This is a genomic window from Kribbella monticola (genome assembly GCF_003261635.1).
GTDB classification, from domain to species: Bacteria; Actinomycetota; Actinomycetes; order Propionibacteriales; family Kribbellaceae; genus Kribbella; species Kribbella monticola.
On the sequence record NZ_QFXK01000039.1, the window covers coordinates 1 to 23,215 of the forward strand.

Below are 23,215 nucleotides of genomic sequence, written 5' to 3' on the forward strand. Positions count from 1 at the left end.
GTGGCGGGTGGCGGGTGGCGGGCGGGAGTACCCGGTTGCCCCCGCGAACTCCCCGGCGGACCACGTCGCCTTCGCCGAGCCGGGACGTAGGAGCGGCGACGCCGGGGCGGGCGGGTCGAGCGTCCGACGTAGGAGGCGCGAAGCGGGCCGTAGTACCCGGTCACCCCGCGAAGCGCCCCCGGCGACCACCTCGCCTTCACCGAGCCGCGACGAAGGAGCGGCGACCCGGGGTGGGTGGGTCGAGCGCCGACGCAGGAGGGCGCGAAGCGGCCGTAGTACCCGATCACCCCACGCAGCACCCCCGGCGACCACCTCGCCTTCACCGAGCCGCGACGAAGGAGCGGCGACCCGGGGCGGGCGCGAAGCGCCCGACGTAGGAGGGTGCGAAGCGGGTCGTAGTACAAAGGAAAGGGCCGCACCCCGCCCCCGGGATGCGGCCCTGCTCTTCGCGACGGGTCAGCCGACGTGGACCGGGTTGCCGTCGTTGGCGAGGTCCTTGTGCTTGACCGAGAGGCCGACCAGCGTGATCAGTGCCGCGCCGACGAACATGAACGCGGACACCAGGAACGCTGTGGTGAAGCCGTGCGTGGTTGCCACCGCTGTCGCCTGTGCCTGGAGCTGCTTGGCCTGGTCAGGTGACGCCTGGGAGGCCTGCGCCACCCCCGGCGCCAGCTCGGCGAACTTGTCCTTGATCGCGTTGGTGGAGACCGTGCCCAGCAGCGCCAGACCAACCGCACCACCGATCTGCTGCACGGTGTTCAGTACTGCGGAGCCGACGCCCGAGTCGGTGGCCGCCACACCACTGACGGCGGTCAGCGTGAGCGGCACGAAGATCAGGCCCATGCCGAAGGACAGCAGCAGGATGTACGGCAGCAGGCCGGTCAGATAGGTGGAGTCCACCTGGAGCTGGTTGAAGCCGAACAGCCCACCGGCGGCGATGGCCGAACCGGCGCCGGCGATCCAGCGCGGGTCGATCCGGGCCACCAGGACGGAGGCGACCTGCGCCGCGACCACGATGCCGAAGCTGAACGGCAGGAACGAGAAGCCGGTCTTCAGCGCGCTGTAGCCCATGATCGTCTGCACGAAGATGCCCAGGAAGTAGAACATCGAGAACATCGCCGCACCGACGACCAGCATCACGAAGAAGCTGACCCCACGGGTCCGGTTGGCCAGGATCCGGAACGGCATCAGCGCGTGCCGGGACCGGGCCTCGATGGCGAGGAAGATGCCGACCAGCGCCACACCGCCGATGATGAAGGCCAGCGTGACCGAGTTGCCCCAGCCGTCCTGGCCGGCGTGCGTCAGGCCGTAGACCAGCGCGGTCAGACCGACGGTTCCGGTGATGGCGCCCGGCATGTCGAACTTGCCGTGCTGACGGGCCGACTCACCGAGGTAGCGGATCGCCATGAAGGCCACGACCAGGCCGATCGGGGTGTTGATGAAGAAGGTCCAGCGCCACGAGGCCTCGGTCAGCAGACCACCGAGGATCAGGCCGACGGCGGCACCGGCACCCGACATCGCGGCGTACACGGCCATCGCGCGGTTGCGCTCCTTGCCGGCCGGGAAGGTCGTGGTGATCAGGGCCAGCGCGTTCGGCGAGGCTGCCGCGGCACCCAGGCCCTGCAGGATCCGGCTGGCGAGCAGCAGGGTCTCGTTCTGGGCGATACCACCCAGGAAGGAAGCGACGCCGAACAGCACGACGCCGAACATGAACACCTTGCGGCGGCCGAGGATGTCCCCGATCCGGCCGCCGAGCAGCAGCAGACCGCCGAACGCCAGCGCGTAGGCGTTGACCACCCACGGCAGCGAGGCGTTGCTGAAGCCCAGGTCGAGCTGGATGTGCGGAAGGGCGATGTTGACGATGGTGCCGTCGAGCACCACCATCAGCTGCGCCATGCAGATCAGCGCGAGCGCAATGCCGAGATTGCGGTGCCCGTGCGCGGCCGGCTCGGCCACCGAGTCGACCGGCCGGTCCTCGGGCGGATCAGCCTTGATGACGTCTTCAGACATTCTGGAAGTTCCCCTCTTGGGTGTTACTGGCTTGTTGGTCGCTGAGTCCGGCCCCACACCGGTCAGCTCGCCTGCGACCCCCGCGCCGCAGGCAGGATCACGTGGTCGATGACCCGCAGGATCAGGTCCTCGGTCGGCTCGATGCCGAGTACGAAGGCGTGGTGGATGATGATCGCGGGCAGGGTCTGGGAGAGCAGATCGACGTCGACGTCGGCGGCGATCTCGCCCCGGCGTACGGCGCGTTCGTAGATCTTGTTGACGACGGCCACCCGGGGCGCCAGGAAGCGCTCCTTGAAGGCCTTCTGCAGGTCGACGTCACGGTGCAGGGCGGTCAGCAGACCGGCCATCACCGACATCGGCATCTCCGAGGTGAACCCGCCCTCTTCACAGGACAGTGAGATCAGGTCGCCGCGCAGAGTGCCCGTGTCGACGTCCTCCGGCACCGGGCAGCCCTTCGCCCGGCTGATCGCATCGACGACGAGCTCGGCCTTGGTCGACCAGCGCCGGTACAGCGTGGCCTTGCTGGCCTTGGCGGCCGTGGCCACCGCGTCCATGGTCAACCGGTCGTAGCCGAGTTCGGCGACCACCTCGACGGTCGCGTCGAGGATCTCCTCCTCGCGCCCGCCTTCGACCCTGGGCCGCTGACGCGTACCGGTTTCGGCTGTGTCTGGCATAGCTCGTTGATCACCCTGTGTGATTGATCGGACACCGATAGAACGAAACGGTTTCGTTTCATCAACCACGATAGGACTGATGTGAAGGAATGCACAAACGATTTTCTGGGAAAAGGCAGGGTGGTCTAAGTCACTCTGCGTACCAGTAGAGCACTGGTACCACGAAATGCGGCCCGGCTGAGCGGGGCGGTTGAAATCAGTCCTCGTCCTCAGCGGATCGGGCCGCTTCGATGCGGGAAGCAATCCGGCCCGCACGGCGTTCGATATTGGCCGCCAGACGATCGCGGGCCGCCCGGAGGACGAAGATCGACAGGATCGAGGACACGATCAGGGCGAGCAGGAGCAGCGGGAAGACGCCGAGCCAGTTGTGCAGCGCTACCCACAGGACCCCGAAGGACGCGGCGAACAGGACGAGCCGCAGCCCGGTGTAGATCGCGAATTCCTTCATCTCAGACTCCGGCGTACGAGTGCAGCCCGGAGACCAGCAGGTTCACCCCGACGAAGTCGAACAGGAACACGAGCCAGCCGACGATCGCGATCGTAGCCGCCGGACGTCCACGCCAGCCGGCGGTCGCCCGCGCGTGCAGGTACGCCGCGTACACGACCCAGGTGACCAGCGCCCAGACCTCCTTGGGGTCCCAGCCCCAGTATCGGCCCCACGCGTACTCCGCCCAGATCGGCCCGGCCACCAGGACACCGAAGGTCCACAGCGGGAAGGCAAAAGCGAGCACCTTGTACGCCGTACCGTCCATCGCCTCGGCGCTCGGCAGCCGCTTGAGGGAGGGAGACATGATGCCCCCGGCAAGTACCCGGCGCTCGGCGCGGGACTTCACCAGGTAGAGGATCGAGATCAGTGCGCCGACGGTGAACGCCCCACCGGAGATAGCCGCGGCGGAGACGTGGATGACCAGCCAGTACGAGTGCAGCGCGGGCACGAGCGGGCCGGCCGGCGTGTAGAGGAGCAGCGTCGCCAGGCCGAGCACGGCGGCGATCACCAGCGTGACACCGAGTCCCAGCCACTGCAGCTTGTAGCGGTGCACGAAGGCGAGGTAGACCACCGCGACCGCCAGCGACGACGTGATGGAGAACTCGTACATGTTGCCCCACGGCACACGCCCCGCCGCGAGACCACGGGTGAGCACACCGGCCAGGTGCAACAGGAAAGCGAGCCAGGTGAGCAGTAGACCGACGCGGCTCGCAGCCGCAGCCTTCTCGGCAGCATCCCCGGCACCAGCCGGTACTCCGTCGGCCGCCGCGCCGCGGGAGCCAGATGCTCCGGCTCCCGCGGCACCGGCCGTGGAAGCAGCCGCACCGACCAGCACCTCGGCGGGCTGCTCGGCCTGGACGGCAGGAGTCTTGGCTGCCCGGCCGGTCGCCCATTCCATCGCGTGGGCCGCCATCGCGAGGACGTAGATCACCGTGGCAGTCGGGATCACCAGGTTCGAGACGTGCGCGAAGGTCTCCTGGCTCATGGCTGCTCCTGCTTCTTCTTCAAGACTTCTGCGATGGCTTGGATCTCGTCACCGAGGCCGCGTTCGGGCCCCCGGTCCAGCCCGGCGACCTCGACCACGGTACGCCCGTCCTTCGTCCGTACCCGCACCCAGGTACGCCGGGGGTGGATGAACAGCGAACCCATCAGGCCGAGGATGGCCAGCAAGATCCCGCCCAGCGCCAGGTCCAGACCCGGCGTGTGGCTGATCTGCAGCTTCACCCAGCGGCTGTAACCGTCGAAGGTGAGGGAGCCGGCGCCGTTCGGCAGCGTGATGCTCTGCCCGGGCGCGAGCTGGAAGCGGAGCTTGTCGCCCTTGCCGTCGCCGAACTGGGTCAGCTTCGACTTGTCCAGCTGGTAGACGGATTCCGGCTTGCCGTCCTCGGTGGCCGGGCGACCGTAGTACGCGGTCATCACCAGCGCCGGATTGAGGTCGTCGGGGAAGACCGAAGTAGGGCCGCGCTGGTCGATCACCGCGGTTGGCAGGAAGAAGCCCTCGAAGCCGAGCTGGACCGGTCGCGCGTCGGGCGCCTTGACCACGCCGAAGGACGAGAAGTTGCTGTCCTGCGGCAGGAACGGTGACGGTCCGGAGAAGGCGACCTGTCCCTTGCCGTCCTTCACCGTCACCCGCGGCGCATAGCCGTGGCCGAGCAGATGGACGCTGGTGCCGTCGACCTTGAGCGGATGGTTCACCCGCAGGTCGTACGCCTTGTCCGGCGAGTCCGGCGTCTCGGAGTAGGTGATGTTCGCGTTGAACTCACGGGCGGCCCCGCGCTGCGGTCCGTCGGTCTGGAACTTGGCCTCGAAGTCCTTCACGTGCAGGGTGAACGGCGGCAGGTCGTCGGGCGTGAACACCCGGCCCGGCGTGAAGTCGTCGTACTGCGCCACGGTGTTGGAGAATCCGTTGCCTACGACAACCAGAACCGTGCCGCGGTAACCGAACAACGCGCCCCAGGCGACCCCGATCAGCGCCAGGATCAAGGAGAAGTGGAAGAGCAGGTTGCCCGCCTCGCGCAGGTAGCCACGCTCGGCGCCGAGCGCACCGTCGTACGACTCGACCCGGAACCGGCGGCGGCGCAGTTCGGTGGCGGCAGCAGCCAGTACGTCGGTGCCGCCCTCGACCTCGAAGCTCTGGTAGCCCTGCAGGCGGTTGAGGTTGCGCGGCGGCTTCGGCGGCCGGGCCCGCAACGCCTTCAGGTAGACCTGCAGCCGCGGCACCACGCAGCCGATCAGCGAGATGAACAGCAGCAGGTAGATCGCCGAGAACCAGGCCGACTTGTAGACCGCGAACAGGCCGAGCTTGTCGTAGAACGGACCGAGCTTGGGATGCGCCTCGAAGAAGTCGGCGACCTTGACCGGATCGATCGCGGTCTGCGGGATCAGCGATCCGGGCACGGCGCCGAGCGCGAGCAGGAAGAGCAGCACCAGGGCCGTCTTCATCGAGGTGAGCTGCCGCCACGTCCAGCGCAGCCAGCCGATCAGGCCGAGCGCGGGCGGTTCACTGGGTGGCTCCTCCGACGGCGCGACGACGCGGTCCTTGATCTCGGTCATGTCAGACCGCCGTTCCGAACTGGGCGACCCATTGCCTCAGGTCGGCGGTCATCGAATCCCAAACCCCTGTCAGCAGCAGTAGTCCGACGGCGATCATCAGGACGCCGCCGATTCGGATCACCAGCAACTGGTGCTTGCGTACCCAGGCGACGGCGCCGAGCATCCGCCGGAACGCCAGCGCCGCAATGATGAACGGAAGCCCCAGGCCGAGGCTGAAAACGAACGCCAGGGTAGCCCCGCGCGCGGTACTGCCCTCGGTCGTCGCCAGCCCCATCACGGTCCCGAGCGTCGGCCCGATACAAGGCGTCCAGCCGAACCCGAACAGCACGCCGAGCAACGGCGCGGCCGCGATCCCGACCGCCGGCACCCGATGCACTCGCAGGTCCTTCTGCAGAAAACCGAAGCCACCAAGGAAGATCAGGCCTAGTAGTACGGTCCCAGCGCCCAGCACCCGCGTGATCACGGTCTGGTGGTCGATCAGAGCGTTGCCGACGGCACCGAACAGGACGCCGGTCAGGATGAAGACGGCCGAGAAGCCGAGCACGAACAACCCGGTCCCCGCGAGCATTCGGCCGCGCTTGGCGGTGTCGAGCTCGGCGGCGGAAAGCCCGGTGACATAGGAGAGATAGCCGGGCAGCAGCGGAACGACGCACGGCGAGAAGAACGAGATCGCGCCGGCCAGTACGGCGATCGGCAACGCGACCAGCATCGAGCCCGTCATCGACTGGGCGAACCACTCACCCATGGCTGATCCCTGCTGCGTTCTCGGTCATCGCGGCGTCACTCAGCGTCCTTCACCATGCCGATGAGCGTGTCCTTGGTGACCGCGCCGAGCACCCGGGCAGCGACCCGTCCCTGCTTGTCGATCACCAGCGTCGACGGAATCGAACTGGCCGAGATCTTCTGGCCGCGGAACCGCAGCAACTGCTTGCCGTTCGGGTCATAGATGCTCGGGAACGGGACGCCGAACTCCTGCACGAACTTCAGCGGCGGCGCCTTGTCGAGGTCCCTGGTGTTCAGCCCGATGAACTGCACCGACGGACCGAGCTCCCTGGACGCAGCGCTCAGGTCCGGCGCCTCCTTGCGGCACGGCGGGCACCACGAACCCCACACGTTCAGTACGACGACCTTTCCGGCCTGGTCGGCGAAGTCCCACTCCTTGCCGTCCAGCGTCGTGCCCTTGAAGTCCGGGGCCTTCTCCCGCTTGTCCGGCGCGAACGTGGACACCCGGCCCGACCCGCTGACGAAGCCGGTCTGACCGCTCCGGTTCTGGCTGGCGTCCTGGCCGGAACTGCACCCCGTCACCGCCAGCAGCATCACAGCGACGACCAACGTCGTACGACGCATCACGCACCACCCGAGAACTTCTTCGGGTTCTTCACCGGCAACAAGTCTTTCGCCGGTTCTGCGTAGCCGACGGAGACGATCGTGTCGCCGTGGAAGGTGAACGAGGTCAGGCTGGCCAGGCTGCACTGCCGCTTGCGCGGGTCGTGCAGCATCCGGCGGTTCTCGATCGCGGACCGGACGATCCAGATCGGCAGTTGGTGCGACACGATCAGCGCCTCGTGACCGGCGGCCTTCTCCCGGGCGGTCTCGATCGCATCCCGCATCCGGCGGACCAGCTGGGCATACGGCTCGCCCCACGACGGTTTCCACGGGTTCCGCAGCAGCCACCACGCACTCGGCTGCCGCAGCGCGCCGTCGCCGACACCGAACTTCTTGCCCTCGAACTGGTTCGCCGCCTCGATCACCCGCTCGTCGATCTCCGGCGTCAGCCCGAACACCTTCGCGATCGGCTCCATCGTCTCCTGCGCCCGCTCCAGCGGGGAGCTGACCAGGTGCACGATGTCGCGGCCGGCCACGTGCTCGGCCACTCGCTCGGCCATCTTGCGGCCGAGCTCGGAGAGATGGAAGTCGGGGATCCGGCCGTAGAGCACGCCGGTCGGGTTGTGCACCTCGCCGTGACGCATCAGGTGCACGACCGTCGTTTCGGTCACTGAGCCGTTCCCTTTCAGTTCTGTACCGCGGCGGCCGCGCGGGCGGCCGGGGCGAGTGCGGTCTCGAGCGCGGCCAACGCGTCGTCGTCGATCGCCGCACTCACGAACCACGCCTCGAAAGCACTCGGCGGCAGGTAGACGCCGGCCTCCAGCATGGCATGGAAGAAAGCGGCGAACCTTGGCAGCACCTGGGCCCCGGCCCCGGCGAAGTCGCGGATCGGACCGCTTGCCTCCTCCGAGTCCACGAAGAAGACACTGAAGAGGTTCCCGGCGGCCTGGATGACGTGCGGCACACCCTCCTTGTCCAGGGCGGTCGCGACCAGCCGCTGGATCGTCCGGGAGGTCTCGTCGAGCTTGGCGTAGACGTCGTCGGTCGCCAGCCGCAGCGTGGTCAGGCCGGCCGTGGTGGCGATCGGGTTCCCGGACAGGGTGCCCGCCTGGTAGACCGAGCCCTCCGGCGCGAGGTGGCTCATGATGTCGGCACGCCCGCCGAACGCGGCGGCCGGGAAACCACCGCCCATCACCTTGCCGAACGTCATCAGGTCCGGCACGACGCCGTCCACGCCGTACCAACCGGACCTGGTGATCCGGAAGCCGGTCATCACCTCGTCGGAGATGAACAGCGCGCCGTTGTCCTTGCACGTCTTGGCGAGGAAGGCGTTGAAGTTGTCGAGCGGCGGGACGACACCCATGTTGCCCGGTGAGGCCTCGGTGATGACGGCCGCGATCTGGTCGCCGTACTGCGCGAAGGCGGCGCTCACGGCGGCCTGGTCGTTGTACGGCAGCACGATCGTGTCGGCCGTGGTGGCCTCGGTGACTCCCGGCGTACCGGGGATGCCGAGGGTGATCACGCCGGAGCCCGCCTGGGCCAGCAGCGCGTCGACGTGCCCGTGGTAGCAACCGGCGAACTTCACGATCTTGTCCCGGCCGGTCGCTCCCCTCGCGAGGCGCAGCGCGGACATGGTCGCCTCGGTACCCGAGGACACCAGGCGCACCTTGTCCACCGGCGTACGGGCGACGATCTCCTCACCGAGTTCGACCTCGGCCTGGGTCGGCGTCCCGTACGACGTACCGCGGCTGACCGCGGCCTGGACCGCGGCCGTCACCTCGGGATGGGCGTGGCCCAGCAGCATCGGGCCCCAGGAGCAGACCAGGTCCAGGTAGGTGTTGCCGTCCACATCGGTGATGTGACATCCGTCACCGGACGCCATGAAACGCGGCACGCCGCCGACGGCCCGGAAGGCCCGCACCGGGGAATTCACTCCCCCCGGAGTGACGGCGGAGGCTCGCTCGAACAGGCTGGCGGAAAGTTCGGTCTGATTCGACACGGCCGCCATTCTCCCCGACAGACCAGTGCGCCAGGTGGGCGGGGACGGACTCGATTCGCTGTCAGTAGTGATCTAGGGCTTCACTTGTGCGTTGTTACGCGCCAGTATGGGTACCCGGGTGACCGCCCGAGCACTGTCAGCGTCCGCTCGTAACCCCATGCACGGGACGGACGTTAGACGAAGTGAGGGACGGCGGCCGGGACCGAAGACAAGACGTGTCCGCAGCGTGGGGGCGGGGCAGGTCGATGAGTCACGGAGGGGATCATCGATGGCGAAGGGCAAGCGTCGCGCCATGAGCAGTGGGTGGCGCCAGATGGCGCCGCTGGTGCCGCTGGCGTTGTTCGCGTGCGCGTTCACCGTCAGCGCCACGGACGATCCGGCGGTCGCGACGGCGGCACTGGGCCAGGGGCTTGGCAAGAACAGCCCGGTGGTGGTGCCGAACCAGGCCATCGCCGACCCGGCCAACATCCCCGTCCCGGGGAAGGTGGGCAACGGCGTCGACCCGGGTGAGCAGCCGACCCAGGTGATCGGCGGGCTGTCCCGCAACGGCATCCCGACGGCGGCCCTGAAGGCGTACTCGCGGGCCCAGCAGGTGATGACGCAGGTCGATCCGTCCTGCAAGCTCCCGTGGACCCTGGTGGCCGCGATCGGCCGGGTCGAGTCGAACCACGGCCGCTTCGGCGGCAACGCGCTGACCACCAACGGCGTCGCCGTGCCGGGCATCTACGGACCCAGGCTGGACGGCTCGAGTACGGCGCGGATCAGCGACACCGATGCCGGCAAGCTCGACGGCGACGCGGCCTTCGACCGGGCGGTCGGGCCGATGCAGTTCATCCCCGGCACCTGGCAGGCGGTCGGCGTCGACGGGGACGGGGACGGCGTCAAGAACCCCCAGGACATCGACGACGCGGCCATGTCGACCGCGGTCTACCTGTGCTCCGGTGACACGAACCTGTCCGATCCGAGCGACCTGAACAAGGCCGTCCTGCGCTACAACCACTCCCAGTCGTACGTCGACCTGGTGGTCAGCATCGCCAAGGCGTACGCCGGCGGCAGCTGGATCGCGGTCGGCAACGGCACCGAGACGGACGGCCAGGGCGTGGACACGGCCGGCGACCAGATCGGCGACCCGACCATCGACGCCCCGGCGGACAACAACCTGCCCCAGGCGATCGACCTGCCGGTCTACCCGGGTGGCGTCAAGCCGACCTCGACGACCACTACGCAGGACGGTGGCGACCGGCCGACGACGAGCCCGACCAGGAAGCCCGGCAGTACGACGACGACCTCGCCGAGCAAGCCCGGCACCACCACCACGACGAAGCCGACGACCAAGCCGACGACACCGCCGAAGACCACGCCACCTCCGACGACGACCCCGACCAAGCCGGGCGTCGCCACCCTGCAGACCGCGGCCGGGCTGATCGTGGGCACGGTCGGCAGCACGCTGACCCAGCTCACCCACGCCACGACGTACTGCCAGTCGGAGCTGTCGAAGGTCACCATCACGCACCCGACCCAGGAGCAGTTGCAGAAGTGCGTGACCGCCTATCAGACCGGTGGCACCGCCGCGGTCGACCAGGCGATCCGCAACATCCTGTCCCTGCTGGGTCTGCTCGGCCTGCTCGGTGGAGGCATCCTCGGGCACTGACCAGCACTGACCACCACCGACCGGCGCGCCTGCCCCCACCCCTCCCTCGGCGCGCCAGTGGCGACGCCACGGAGCACCTCCCCCCGGCTTCGTGGCGTCGCCCTTTTCGTGGTCAAGCGCTTACTTGAACTTCTCTCACTTTCCGGCCGGCCATGCGTTCTCAATGGTCTGGCGCACCGAGTCGCCGAGGAGATCGACAGCCGTCACCCGAAGGCTGACGGCGGTCGTGGCGGCCGGGCCCCTGTTGCCGAGGGCGGTCGCCGCGGCCGGGAGCCTGTTGCCGATGCCGAGTCGCTGCCAGGTCTTACCGTCGTACGAGATCTCGGCCGTGGTCCTGAACCAGCCCGGGCCGCGGGCGCCCGGTTGATAGCCGGGCTTGAGGATCAGCCGGTCCCCCTGCCGTTGGATGTCCACCTGGACGAGCGGCAACACGGCCCTGGTTTTCGTGGGCAGCGAGAGGAAGTGCCAGTCCGTGTGAGTGGCGGTCGAGGCCTTCGCCCAGCTGTCCGGAGAGCGCTTGACGTCCAGACTCAGGTCGTACCACGCGGCCTTCGCCGGGACCGGGAACTGCGCCACCGACCAGTCCTTGCTGCCCAGCTCCTTCCCGTTGCTGCTGAGCTTGAGCAGCGTCTCGTCACCCCGGTCTCCCCAGCCGTACACGGTCCGATCGCCGTTGACGTACTGCGGAATCGCCACCCGCAGCGCGTTCTCGAACCTGGCGACCGGCAGCCCTTCGGTCTCGCTCCCGGTCGCCGCCGGAATCGCCGGTCGCGCGATCGGTGACCACCAGGTGCGCGTCACCGCTTCGTTCGGCCGATAGCTTCTCGGCAGGCTGTACTCGAACCCGCTCTCGTTCCACTCACCTGCCGACGTCTTCTCGTCCCAGGTGACTCCCGGTACGTCGCTCGCCAGGTAATCCGTGCGCCTCACCGGCCCGGTCACCGCCCGGGTCGCGGTCATCCCTGTCGCCAGTCCGGGCAGGTGAGCCACCCGCTGATCGGTGTGCAGGAACCAGGCATCGTTGCGCTGGAAATCGGTCGTCACCGCGGCCGGTCGCATCCGGGCGAAGTCGTAGACCAGCGGCCCACGAACCACCGACGGCCCGATCGCAAGGTCGTACCGGTAGGTGCTGTCGAGCAATCCGTTCAACCGCAGGGTGACCGGTCTCTGCTTCAGCAGGTCGAGCAGCTTCTGCCCCTCGGGCTGACGAAGCAGATAGAGCGGAAGACCGACGTCGGCACCGTCGCTCCAGAATCCGGGCTGGTCGTTGTACATGAACACAGCCTTGGCGCCGGCGTCCTTCGCCGCCTGCACCTGCTCTCGGGTGAGATCCCAGTCGCGCCAGCGAATCAGCGCCACCTTGCCGTCGGCGCCCTGCAGCTCGGCTGGGCTTCCGTCGCCGGCGTTGACCAGCGGCAGATTTTCGTTGCCCACGTAGACGGTCCGGTCCGAGCCTTCGTCCGGGGTCGGCAACCGGAAGCCGCCCGCACCGGTGACGTCGACGGTCAACTTGGGCTGGGCCAGATCCCAGCGCTGGACGACCTGGAACGAGCCGTTCTTCGGCTTGCCGAAGTTCTGCACATAGATGCCGTTGGCAACTTCCTTTCCGAATCCCCAGCCCTGGACGGCATCCCGGCCGGCGACCTTGCGGTGCCAGGCGATCCCGACGCTGTGCGCATCCGCCCGCTGCGGAGTCCGCACCGTCACCTTGTTCGCCTTGCGCGCATCGAAACTGAAGGTGCGATCGCTACCGACGAATGCCTCCGGGTCGCCGAGCAGCGTGACCGAGTTGGTCCAACCGACCTCGTCGCCGCCCATCACGAACGCCATCACGCTGTATCGCCCGGTCGGCACCTCGAGCGTGCGACTCCCGTTCTCGTCGAACACGATCGCGTCCACACCACCGGTATCCAGGTTCCACAACTGCACGCCGCTGGCCCCGTACGGCGTGGGTGCCGCGGGCCGGCCGGAGCGGTCGAGCGCCTTCACCGTCACCCTGTTCAGCCGGCCACCCGCCGCGAATCCGAGTCCCGTCCGGTACGCCGTACTGCCTGCTCTGGCGAGGAGAACACCGGAGTACTTGGCCGGGCTCGTCTTCTTCTGATCGAGGGTCACTGTGGCCGACGCCGTGCCGCCGGGCTTGATCGTCAGACTCGACGGAGTGACCTTGATGGCGGCGTGGACACCTGCTGGGGAGGTCGCGTCGACGCTCAGCTCGATGCTCACCGGCTTTGCCGAATTGTTGCTATAGGCCACTTTCTGGCTTGCTGCTGGTGGCGGCGCGGTGCCGGTCCAGGCGAGGTTGCCGAAGAACAGGTTCGCCGTGTCCGGCAGGATCGCCGGGTCGAGTGCCTTCGGGATGTCGATGCGCCCCAGCCCTTGCTGCACAGGGGTTGCGCCCGGGCTCGGTACTGCGGTTGTGGCCAGCGCCGCCTTCAATTGCTCGCCGGTCCACTTCGGGTGGCGTTGCGCGAGAATCGCGGCCGCGCCGGCGACGTGGGGCGTCGCCATCGAAGTACCGCTCATTGCTGTGTAGTACTCGCCCAGTTCGTGGCCCTCGGCGGTTCCGGCGGCGCGGGCTGCGGCGATCTCGACTCCCGGCGCGGTGACTTCGGGTTTCAGGGCTCCGTCGCCGAGTCGGGGGCCGCGGCTGGAGAACGGTGCGAGCTTGTCATCGCGGTCCACTGCTCCGACCGTCAAGGCGGCCGCGGCAGCGCCCGGCGTACCGACCGTCTCCTCGGCACCGGAGTTGCCTGCAGCAACGACGAAGAGGGCGTCACTGGATGCGGAGAGGCGGTCGACCGCCTCGGACATCGGGTCGGTGCCGTCGGAGGGCATCCCGCCGAGGCTCATGCTGATCACCTTGGCGCCTTGCTGGACGGCCCATTCCATCCCGGCGATGGCTTCGGAGTCGAGGCCGCCGCCGCTGTTGTCGAGCACCTTGCCGATCAGGAGACTGGCGCCCGGAGCGACGCCCTTGCGCTTGCCGGCCGACGCCGTACCGAGTCCGGCCACGATCGACGCGGTGTGCGTGCCGTGGCCGTGCGCGTCCTGAACGGTCTCGTCGGGGATGAAGCTCTGCGATTCGACGACCTGCTTGGCCAGGTCGGGGTGGTTCGCGTCGTAGCCGGTGTCGAGGACGGCGACCTTGACCCCCTTGCCGTCATACCCGGCGCGCCAGGCCGTCGGGGCACCGATCTGTTTCGTCGACCGGTCGAGGGTCGCGTGGGTCCGGCCGTCGAGCCAGATCTTGCCGACCGCGCTGCTACGCAGGCTGGTGCTCTGGATGCTGCTCCAGAAGTCCTTGGCCTTGGTTTTGGCGACGGTGACCGCGGTGGTTCCGAGGCTGGTGAGCGTACGGCGGGTCGTCGCGGCCGGCGGTGCGATGGGGGCTTTCGCCGTACTGCGTGCGGTGGCGGGCGCGGCGAGCAGCATCGGCAGGGTGTCGGTGCTGGCGTCGTCGTAGCCCTGAGCTACCAGTTCGGTCAGGTTGAACAGGCGGCTGTCGAGGCGGCCACTGACCAGGAGGGGGTAGGCAGCGGCCGGCACGAGGGTCAGCTCGTTCTTGACGTCGCTGAGGTAGTAGTTGCCGCCATCGACCAGCCTTGCAGAGCGCTGTCCGTCTGCGGTGGTCGTGAGCTCGGCGACGTCGCCGGTGACGAGGGTGATCCGGTGCGTACTCGCGCCCGGTGTCGAGCGGGTGATGCTGTTACTGGGTGGCGTGGTGCCTGGTGGAGTCGCCGCTTGGGCTGGGACGGTGGTCGACGCCAGCAGGGCGCCGACCGTCACTGCCCAGGACAGGGCGACGGCGAAACGTGACGACCTCACAGGGGAACCTCCCGAGGCCCCGTCGGGCGCGAGGCCATCGTTCCGACCCTGACAGTTGCCCCCGGCCACGGTCCATCGATTGACCTGGCCTACATCCGCCATGACCGATACCAGTCAGGACCACGAAAAGGCCGGCCCGCCGCCCACCTTTCGGTTGGGTCGACGGACCGGCTTTTTTCAGCTGTTTCAGGCGAAGCGCTTGGCGATCTGCTCCCTGCGGGTCACACCCCCACTCCGCCTTCCCTCAGGCGAACCGCTTGGCGACCTGCTCCATGCGGGTCACGCCCCCCCACTTCGCCTTCCCTCAGGCGAAGCGCTTGGCGACCTGCTCCCTGCGGGTCACGCCCCCCCACTTCGCCTTCCCTCAGGCGAAGCGCTTGGCGACCTGCTCCATGCGGGTCACGCCCCCCCACTTCGCCTTCCCTCAGGCGAAGCGCTTGGCGACCTGCTCCATGCGGGTCACGCCCCCCACTTCGCCTTCCCTCAGGCGAAGCGCTTGGCGACCTGTTCCCTGCGGGTCACGCCCCTCACTTCGCCTTCCCTCAGGCGAAGCGCTTGGCGACCTGTTCCATGCGGGTCACCAGGTCCAGGTCGTAGGCGACACCGGGGACGTAGAAGATGATGTAGTCGGCGCCGGCTTCGAGGGCGGCCTCGACCTTGCCGGCGATCTCGTCCTCCGTCGCGATCAGGTTGTCCTTGGAGAACCGCTCCCAGTCCATCGGCCCGAGCGCCTTCTCCGTCGCCCGCTTGGGGTCGTCACCCTTGTCGATCGGGAACGCGTTGATCCCGGTCGACTTGATGATCTCGTCGTAGTCGCGCCCGACCGTCTCGCAGTGCCCCTTGAGGATGGCCGCCTTCTCCTTGATCACCTCAGGATTGCCACCGCCGATGTTCGCCGCGTCGCCGTACTTCGCGACCAGCTTCAGCGTGACGTTCGGCCCGCCACCGCCGATCCACAGACTCGGGTGCGGCTTGCGGACACCCTTCGGCTCGTTGATCGGCTTGTCGATCGAGTAGTACTTGCCGTTGAAGACCGGCTCGTCCTCGGTCCACATCTTGTAGATGATCTCGGTGGCCTCGCGGAACGCACCCATCCGGTCCTTGAGCTCGGGCCACTCGTAGCCGTAGGCCTTCCACTCGTGCTCGTACCAGCCCGCGCCGATCCCGGCGTACAGGCGGCCGTGGCTCGCGACGTCGACGGTGGAAGCGATCTTGGCGTACAGCGCGGGGTTGCGGTACCCGTTGCAGCCGACCATCTGGCCGATGTTGACCCGCTTGGTGTCGCGCGCGAGCGCTGCCGTCGTGGTCCAGCACTCGAAGGTGCTCTCCGTACTCGGGTCCGGAACGGTGTGAAAGTGGTCGAACAGCCAGATCGAGTCCCACGACCCCTCGTCCGCCTTCTTGGCGACCGCCGTCATCGCCTCCCACTGCTCGACCGGGTCACTGAACCCCGCCAGATCCATCTTCCAGCCCTGCGGCACGAACATGCCGAATCGTGTTGTCATGCCACCCATCCAACCGGCCCACCCCTGAACCGGTCCAGCACTCCACCTACTGAATCCCTTCTCAATTCTCCAACCATTTCTTCTTAATCACCCGAACTCAGGCACGCGCCGCCAGACCGTGCCTTGGCGGTTTCGGCCGGTCCATTGCTCGATCGCTACTACCTCCTGGGTGGCGCCAAGTTCTCGTTCCAGGAGCCAGTAGGCGAGGTCTATGCCGGCCAGCCAGCCGCTGCCGCAGGTGATCACGTCCCCGTCGTCGACGATGCGGGCGTCGACGACCTCGGCCCACTCGGCCAGCCATTCGTAGTCCATCCGATGCGTGGTCGCCGGGCGGCCGTTGAGCAGGCCGGCCGCGCCGAGGAGGAGGGAGCCGGAGTCGATCCCGGCGAGGATCAAACCCTCGCCGCCGATCGCTTTCGCCTCGGCGAGCTGTCGCGGAATCACGCCTCTTTCGATCTCCTCCCGGATCCATCCGCCGGACACCGCGAGCACCCGCGCCGACGACGGATCCCAGGGCACGAGATCCGCGTACTTCGTGCCGTAGCAACCCGTGACCTCGGTCGCTCCGTCGGCTGTCACCAATGCAGGCTCGACCGGCAGCCCGCGACGCCGGGCGTTCGCGAACACGGCGTACGTCGCCAGCGCGTCCACTTCGGCAAAACCGTCGAAAACCAGTACGTCGATTCGCATGAGGGTCAGCCTGCCCGCGCATCAGCCGCCCGAGGAGTGGCTCGAAAGACGCTGTTCGTTAGATTCGAGCCATGCGAATCGTTGCGGTACTCGCTCCCGACGGAGCGGTCGGTCTGGAGTTGGCCGGCGCCTGCCAGGTGTTCGCGGCGGCGTACGACCCGGTCAGCGGAGATCCCCTGTACGACGTACGCGTGTGCGGCAGCGAGACCGGTACGGCGGTGCGGGCGCATCGGCTCGAGATCTTCCGGGCGCAGGCGCCGTACCGGTTCGAGGATGCGCTGGATGCAGACACCGTGATCGTGCCGGCTGCGCACACCGTCTCCACGGAAGTGCTCGCGACCGTCCGCGAGGCTCATCGGCGCGGCGCGCGGATCGCCTCCATCTGCACGGGTGCGTTCGTGCTCGCGGAGGCCGGACTGCTGGACGGTAGACCGGCCGCCACCCACTGGGCTCATGCCGCCGAGCTGGCCAGGCGTTTCCCAGCCGTCGACGTGCGGACCGAAGTCTTGTACCTCGACGATGGGGACGTACTCACCTCCGCCGGAGTGACCGCCGGGCTGGATCTTTGCCTTCATCTGGTGCGAAAGGATCACGGGTCCGCGGTCGCGACCGACGTGGCTCGCCGGCTGGTGATGGCACCGCATCGCGACGGCGGCCAAGCGCAGTACCTGATCGCACCTTCGGTCGGCGGCGAGGGCTCGTTGGAACCTGTGATGCGCTGGATGCAGAAGCAGCTGACGGAACCGCTCACCCTCGCCTCGATCGCCGGGCAGGCCGCAATGAGTACGCGGACCCTCAGCCGTCAATTCCGTGCCCAGACAGGCAGTACTCCGTTGCAGTGGCTGATCCGCCTTCGCGTTCACCGGGCCCAGGAACTGTTGGAGACCACTCAGCTCACGGTCGACCAGATCGCGACGGCCAGTGGCTTCGGCAGTCCCGTTCTGCTGCGCCAGCACTTCACCAAGATGCTCGCCACGACGCCGACCGCCTACCGGCGCACTTTCGCGGCGGTAGGCGGGTCGGTTTGAGCACTACGCGTCGAGGGTGGTCAGGAGCTTCTCCAGGGCAGGGCGCGTCATCGGTTTGGTGAGCAGGTCCACGGTCTCGCGGTCGGCGAAAGTGGCGTGGTCGGGGTCGGCGGGGGTGATGGCTTCGCAGATGGTGTTGTAGGTCCAGTTGAGGTAGCCGGTCACCGCGATGGAGAAGGACGCGAGGCTCAGTTGCGGCCACTGACCGGCTGCGTCGGCGTACCCGTCGCGGAAAGCCACGACCGTCTTCTGGTTGATCGTCGGGCGCAACGCCCAGTGGGTGAGTGCCGAGCCGAGTTCGAGTTCGGGAGTCAGCGAGCCGGCGAAGTCCCACTCGGTGACGACCAGTTCGCCGTTGTGCCCGGTGCGGACGTGCTCGGGGATCAGGTTGCAGTTGCAGAGGATGAGCGCGTCGCGGTCGATCTCGGCATCGATCGCCCGAAGCTCGTACAGCGTCGGCAGGACCCTGGTCAGCTGCTCGGCCCACGGCTTCCCTGCACCGATGGCTCGCTCGACCAGCCCCTCCCAGTCAGCATCGGACCCGCGTTGCGTGAGGTAGGGGTTGACGGGCGCCGTACTCGGAATCTTCAAGGAATGCAGGGTTCCGTACGTCGAACCGATGCCTCGGGCAACTGTCAGTGACGTCGGAGCCACCGGCGAGGGCCCGACCTGGATCCACTCGTGCACGCGCCAGTTCTGGCCCTGCACGGATTCGATCAGCCGGCCTTCGGGACTGCGAACTGGAGTCGGCGCACTGATGCCGACAGCAACAGCAGCATCGCGAAGCTGTGCACCCAGTTCGGCCTGCGCCTCGACGATCCAGGGATAGACAGTGACGGCCAGCCAGCGGCCGCGATCTGTACTGAGCGACCAGCACCGACCCATCGGAGTGAAGGCGACGGGCACAGCCGGCTTGCTGATCCGACCGAGACCGAAGGCCTCGGCCAGCGCTTCCGCAAGTCCTTCGGGTACGACAGGCAACTCGGCGGCTCGCCGCTCGGCCTCGGACTTGAGTGCGTGCCAGTCGCGCATCCCGTACTCCTCGGCCAACGCCAATTGGGCATCGGCAAGCGAAGCATCAGGACTCGATTCGCGAAGCGCGGCCAGCAGGTCCTTGGCCTCCTGGCGAAGGAAACCCAGACTGGGCTTGTCAGGCAGAAATCTCACAGCGCGTCCTCTCGCGCCCGGACTCGCACGGGCCACAAGGGAGCGTGTGGACTCCACTTCGACCATTGACCAAACGGGGGTGGCTTCCAGCCTTCCGGCGAGTCTCGACGCGGCCCCTGCCACGTTGCCGACGACGCTACCCGTGGCCGGACTGCCCGGTCAACAACGGCTCCTGCCCGAACCAGTCAGCTGTCGTCCGCGTCGTACCCGGTCGAGTGGTGCCATCGAGGAGGAACGATCATCAAGCCGACACACCTTCGACCGAGCAAGTTCGACGAGCTGTACGCCGACGCGGTGCCGCTGATCGCGACCGGGCGCCATCGCCGCGACACCGTGCCCGAGGAAGGCGGTCGGTGGCCGGTCAGCGTCGTACTGCGGCCGGTCGCGGGCGGCGTACTCAGCCAGAACCTCGACGCACTAACTCGCGAAGCCGCGGATCTCGCGGGCCCTGGCCATTGGCACACCGGCCAACCAGGGTCCGCCCACCTCACTGTCCGCGCGCTCGAGTGGTACCGGGCGATTGTCGACCCCGCCGAACCAGCGATCCACCGCTACCGAGCCGCGATGGAACGCGCAGCCGCCGGGTGCGGACCTACCCGGATCGAGGTCGTCGGGCTCACCCTGACCGCCGGGACAGTGATGGCCGCGGCGGTCGCGGCCGACGACCAGGCCGACCTCTTCCTCGATCGGCTGGCGGAGGAGCTCGGCGACGACGCCTGGCTCGAACTTCCCTACGGCCGCCGCGACATCTGGTACGTCAACCTGATCCACTTCACCACCGGCATCGCCAAGCCGGACGCGCTGATCGACTGGATCACGAGGCATCGCGAACACCCCATCGGCGCCGAGACCATTCCCGCCGCCGAACTCGTCCGCTTCCACTACGCCGCACATCCCGAGCGCCCTTACATGCGCCCAGAAGTCCTTACCTACACACCTTTCAGCGACTCGACGCGTCGCCCCGGCCTGCCTACTTCGTGAAGGCGGCGAAGGCGGCGTACTGGCTGGTCGGAGTGGCAGCGATGAGGCCGCCGACCCAGAGCCGTCCTTTGGCTGCGGACACCGTGGTGACAGTGCCGCTGCCGGTGACCGGGCTCTTCGCCTTGACGAACCTGCCGCCCTGATAGTGGAGGACGTACGGGTGCGAGGTGATGATGTTTCCCGAGCTCGTGAAGCTCTCACCGACGGCGACCGGACGGCCCTTCCAGAGCACCACGTCGTACAGCTGCGCAGATCCAGTCGGGGCAGGCACACTCGTCCACGACACCCCGTCGTAGTGCATGGCCAGCGGCGTCTCACCCTCGGGTCCGCCCTTGTGCTCCACGCCGACCAGCCAGATGTTCTTCGGGCCGGCCGCCGCGAGCGCGGTGGGAATCTTGGAACCGTCCTGCGGGAGGGCATCGACCAGCTTCCAGCTCTTGCCGTCGAAGTGCGCGAGACCGGGGTTCATCCCGATCCAGGCGTCCTTGGCGGAGATGACCGTCAGGGTGTTGCCGTTGACGGCGCCTTCGAGCCCGGTGTTCAGCGCCTGCCACTTGCCTGCGACGTACCGGTAGACGACGGCCGGCTCCTCCGTGCCGATCCTGGCCCATCCGGTCACCCAAGGAGTGCCGTCCGGACCGATCTTGACCTCGTCGAACGACCCGGTCGGCACCGCGGGTGCGGGGACGACCTTCCACGCGGTGCCGTTCCAGTGCATCACCAACGGCTTCGGCACTTCAGGATCTGCGCGATCCTCGCCGACCGCCCAGACGTCGTTGGCACCGGCGACCGCGATGCGCTGCAACGTCGAGTTGGTCTGCATCGGCTGCGGGGTCTTCTTCCAGTGACCGTTGACCCAGTGCAGGATGAACGGGCGCTGAACCACGAAGTCGTCGACGAGATCGCTGCCCACCGCCCACGTGCCGGCCGGTGTCGCATCGATGTCGTTGATGATGGACGGCCCGGGCCTTGTCGGTGTCGGCGTCCAGTTCAGCGGCTCGAGCGGTTGCGCCGCGGCGAAGGCGGAGCCGGTCACGATCGTGACCGCGGCGAGTGCCGCGACGGCGGATGTTCGGGTACGGCCCTTCAGCTGCTGCACAGCGGATCCTCCAGGTCAGGCGTCCTGTGCGAACCACAGAGACATCTCAACCTCTTGACGCTGTTGCGGCGTCTGCCGTCACACCTGTTCGTGGTTGCGATCCGAAGAACTACCCCGGCCGGGGGCCCAAAACCCCGGCCGGAGTAGTTCGACGGGGTCAGTTGGCGCTCAGCACGCCGGCTCCGAAGGCGGCTCCGTCGCGGTGAACGGCTCTGGCTGCCAAGATGCCGTTCAGCAGGATCGGAGCGATCCGGCCGCCGAACTCCTGGCGAGTCAGGGCCGCGATACCGACCGCGCTGGGCGCCGACGCCGAAGTACCGAAGAAGCGGCATTGTCCTTGCACCGCGGTCGGGCACGTACCCGAGCCGAACGGTCCGACGCCGCTGACCGAGACGCCGTCCGAGGCCACCCAGTACGGCGCGGGGAAGCTGATCGGCAACGTTCCGGAGACACCCTTGCACGGGCCTGGCTTACCGCCCGGGCAGCGGGTGGTGGTGACGATCTGGGTCGGACCGGCCGCGGAGTACGCCTCGAGCGGGGTCGTTGCCGGATCCACCGAAGTACTGGCGTTGACCGCACCGGCGCTGGTCGCGAAGCCGAGGTAGTTGGAGTCCGGGTTCATCGAACCGGCGCGCTCCGGCGGGTCCAGCGTCTGTACGCCGGCCGACAGCGCGCGCCAGCGCAGGTCGAGCACCGGCGGCTTCTTCGCCGACGAGGTGCCCTGGACATCGACGACCAGCTTGGCGGGCTGCGCCACCCCGGTCGTGTTCTCGTAGATGAACTGCTCGATGGTGTCGCCGACGCCGTCCGCCTGGACGTTGGTGCTCGAAGCCAGGCATTGGGTGCCGCTGGCATCCATCAGGTACAGGTTGAGGTCGGTGAACCCGCCCTGACCCGCGGTCGGGAACACCGCCCGCGGCTCACTCCACTGCAGCGTCGGCATGACCGTCGCCCCTGGCAGCAGATTGAGGTTGTACGTCGTGTCGTCGCCGCGCAGCTTCACCACGTTGTCGGGCGCGTTCGGGCAGCCCGTGAACGGTCCGACCGCGCCGTCCGGCCCGCTGCCGGTTCCGACCGCGGTGACTCGCGGGGCGTGCCGACCGCCGAGGTTGCCGGCCGACGAACTGACGAAGATGCCGTGCTGGGCGAGTCCCTCCGCGGTGGCGGCGCCGATGCCCTGCTGGAAGGCCGGGTCGTCGTCCAGCGCGATGTCTTCCGCGATCATCGTCACGCCGGCGTTGGCCAGTACGTGGAACGCCTCGACGTAGTCGGCCGTGGTGTCCCTGGTGCTGGCGAAGGCGAGCTTCGCCTGCGGTGCGAGGTCGTGGATGATCTCCAGCATCGCGGTGCCTTCGTCATCGTCGTAGTCGCCCTGCCGCAGGACCTGGACATCGGCCGGCAGTTCGCCCTGGGCCACCGACTCGGCCAGGTGGTCGACGTCGCCGGAGATCGCGCCGATCTTCTGCCCGCGCCCGGTCAATCCGCGCGCCTGGGCGAGATCGGCCTTGTGCAGTTGCAGACCTTCGGTGGTGACCGGCCCGACGTCGACGGCCGGCCGCAGCGACGGACGCATCGCCGTCACCCAGCCGAGGCCGGCGACCGCGTCCAGCTTGTCGTACGGCACCGAGGTGGAAAGCAGGCCAGTGCTCGGCAAGTCCGCGCCGGCCACCTGCTTGAAGTCAGCTGAGTTCTTCAGCACCGAGACGCCGAGCGACGTCAGGGATGCCTCTTGCTCTGCGGTCACCGGCGCAGCGGAGTACAGCTGTACTCCGATCCGCCCACCGCTGTCGACACCGAGCGACCGGGCCAGCGGCGTGGCCGACCTGGCCTTCGCCGCCGCAGCCGCCATCTTGGCGCTGTCACGCAACAGCGAGGGGACCTTGGACGGGCTGTGCTTCGCGGCATCGGCGCTCGGGGCAGCCGACGCGGGTTGGACAGCGGCGGCAACCACCGCCGGGACGATGAGCAGCACACTGCCCAGCGCGTACGAAAGCTTCCTCACAGTTCCTCCCAGTGCGTTCCGGAGGACCAACGCCGACGGGCATCGGCCGACGGGTGAAACGGCAACCGTGAGCGACCCCCACCCCACGCCCCACCCGAGCCCAACACTCACCCACAGCAACCGCCCTGTCCACCCCCACCCCCAACAACACGGGAATCCCTGCACAACACCCACCACCCTCCATCCGCCGCCTCTCGCACACTGGCCCACTCGGC

General features: G+C 68.1%; 19 protein-coding genes. 3 read left to right on the plus strand and 16 right to left on the minus strand.

Annotated elements, in window-relative coordinates; all coding sequences use genetic code 11:
- The 10 genes from DIZ26_RS38455 to hemL form a co-directional block, all read right to left on the minus strand.
- Positions 1-312, minus strand: a 312-nt coding sequence (locus DIZ26_RS38455) for a hypothetical protein (protein WP_232828735.1), incomplete at its 3' end; no start/stop codon positions are given.
- Positions 313-456: 144 nt separating this feature from the next.
- Complete coding sequence (locus DIZ26_RS31395; protein WP_112248164.1) at positions 457-2,010, minus strand: MFS transporter; 1,554 nt, start codon at positions 2,008-2,010, stop codon at positions 457-459.
- 62 nt (positions 2,011-2,072) lie between these two features.
- On the minus strand, positions 2,073-2,684 hold the full coding sequence (locus DIZ26_RS31400) for a TetR/AcrR family transcriptional regulator (protein WP_112248166.1): 612 nt from the start codon (positions 2,682-2,684) through the stop codon (positions 2,073-2,075).
- 196 nt (positions 2,685-2,880) lie between these two features.
- Entirely contained in the window at positions 2,881-3,132 is a 252-nt protein-coding gene (locus tag DIZ26_RS31405; protein ID WP_112248168.1) for a DUF4229 domain-containing protein, read from the minus strand.
- A 1-nt stretch (position 3,133) separates the two neighbouring features.
- Positions 3,134-4,156, minus strand: coding sequence for a c-type cytochrome biogenesis protein CcsB (gene ccsB, locus DIZ26_RS31410; RefSeq protein ID WP_112248170.1), 1,023 nt, complete (start codon positions 4,154-4,156; stop codon positions 3,134-3,136).
- A complete protein-coding gene (resB, locus tag DIZ26_RS31415; protein ID WP_112248172.1) occupies positions 4,153-5,724 on the minus strand; it encodes a cytochrome c biogenesis protein ResB in 1,572 nt (523 codons plus the stop codon). The genes ccsB and resB overlap by 4 nt, the downstream gene beginning before the upstream one ends.
- A gap of 1 nt (position 5,725) precedes the next feature.
- A complete protein-coding gene (locus DIZ26_RS31420; RefSeq protein WP_112248174.1) occupies positions 5,726-6,469 on the minus strand; it encodes a cytochrome c biogenesis CcdA family protein in 744 nt (247 codons plus the stop codon).
- A gap of 35 nt (positions 6,470-6,504) precedes the next feature.
- Entirely contained in the window at positions 6,505-7,071 is a 567-nt protein-coding gene (locus DIZ26_RS31425; protein WP_112248176.1) for a TlpA family protein disulfide reductase, read from the minus strand.
- The gene (locus tag DIZ26_RS31430; protein WP_112248178.1) at positions 7,071-7,721 is read right to left on the minus strand and encodes a histidine phosphatase family protein; all 651 of its coding nucleotides are present in this window, start codon (positions 7,719-7,721) and stop codon (positions 7,071-7,073) included. Before DIZ26_RS31430 ends, DIZ26_RS31425 begins: the two co-directional genes overlap by 1 nt.
- 14 nt (positions 7,722-7,735) lie before the next feature.
- Positions 7,736-9,058, minus strand: a complete 1,323-nt coding sequence (gene hemL / locus DIZ26_RS31435) for a glutamate-1-semialdehyde 2,1-aminomutase (protein WP_112248180.1) — start codon at positions 9,056-9,058, stop codon at positions 7,736-7,738.
- Between the two features lie 259 nt (positions 9,059-9,317).
- On the opposite strand from hemL, the gene DIZ26_RS31440 reads away from it, so the two are divergent.
- Entirely contained in the window at positions 9,318-10,700 is a 1,383-nt protein-coding gene (locus tag DIZ26_RS31440; RefSeq protein WP_112248181.1) for a lytic murein transglycosylase, read from the plus strand.
- A gap of 135 nt (positions 10,701-10,835) precedes the next feature.
- Here DIZ26_RS31440 and DIZ26_RS31445 read toward each other — a convergent pair whose 3' ends face one another.
- From DIZ26_RS31445 to DIZ26_RS31455, 3 genes are all read right to left on the minus strand, one after another.
- Positions 10,836-14,528 (minus strand): S8 family peptidase, encoded by a 3,693-nt coding sequence (locus DIZ26_RS31445; RefSeq protein WP_112248183.1) that lies wholly within the window; start codon positions 14,526-14,528, stop codon positions 10,836-10,838.
- 542 nt (positions 14,529-15,070) lie between these two features.
- Entirely contained in the window at positions 15,071-16,033 is a 963-nt protein-coding gene (locus DIZ26_RS31450) for an LLM class F420-dependent oxidoreductase (protein ID WP_112248704.1), read from the minus strand.
- Between the two features lie 87 nt (positions 16,034-16,120).
- Entirely contained in the window at positions 16,121-16,723 is a 603-nt protein-coding gene (locus DIZ26_RS31455) for a DJ-1/PfpI family protein (RefSeq protein WP_112248185.1), read from the minus strand.
- 71 nt (positions 16,724-16,794) lie between these two features.
- Between DIZ26_RS31455 and DIZ26_RS31460 the strand changes: the two genes are divergently transcribed.
- The gene (locus DIZ26_RS31460; protein WP_112248187.1) at positions 16,795-17,751 is read left to right on the plus strand and encodes a GlxA family transcriptional regulator; all 957 of its coding nucleotides are present in this window, start codon (positions 16,795-16,797) and stop codon (positions 17,749-17,751) included.
- Positions 17,752-17,754: 3 nt separating this feature from the next.
- Here the strand turns inward: DIZ26_RS31460 and DIZ26_RS31465 are convergent, their stop codons facing one another.
- Positions 17,755-18,918: an aminoglycoside phosphotransferase/kinase family protein gene (locus tag DIZ26_RS31465; protein WP_112248189.1), complete on the minus strand. Its 1,164-nt coding sequence runs from the start codon at positions 18,916-18,918 to the stop codon at positions 17,755-17,757.
- A gap of 294 nt (positions 18,919-19,212) precedes the next feature.
- Between DIZ26_RS31465 and DIZ26_RS31470 the strand changes: the two genes are divergently transcribed.
- Positions 19,213-19,899 (plus strand): hypothetical protein, encoded by a 687-nt coding sequence (locus DIZ26_RS31470; RefSeq protein ID WP_112248191.1) that lies wholly within the window; start codon positions 19,213-19,215, stop codon positions 19,897-19,899.
- Here the strand turns inward: DIZ26_RS31470 and DIZ26_RS31475 are convergent.
- Both DIZ26_RS31475 and DIZ26_RS31480 read right to left on the minus strand, forming a co-directional pair.
- On the minus strand, positions 19,889-20,998 hold the full coding sequence (locus tag DIZ26_RS31475) for a hypothetical protein (RefSeq protein WP_112248193.1): 1,110 nt from the start codon (positions 20,996-20,998) through the stop codon (positions 19,889-19,891). The two genes, DIZ26_RS31470 and DIZ26_RS31475, sit on opposite strands and share 11 nt — an antisense overlap.
- Positions 20,999-21,155: 157 nt before the next feature.
- Positions 21,156-23,000 (minus strand): S8/S53 family peptidase, encoded by a 1,845-nt coding sequence (locus DIZ26_RS31480; protein ID WP_112248195.1) that lies wholly within the window; start codon positions 22,998-23,000, stop codon positions 21,156-21,158.
- Positions 23,001-23,215 lie beyond the last annotated feature (215 nt).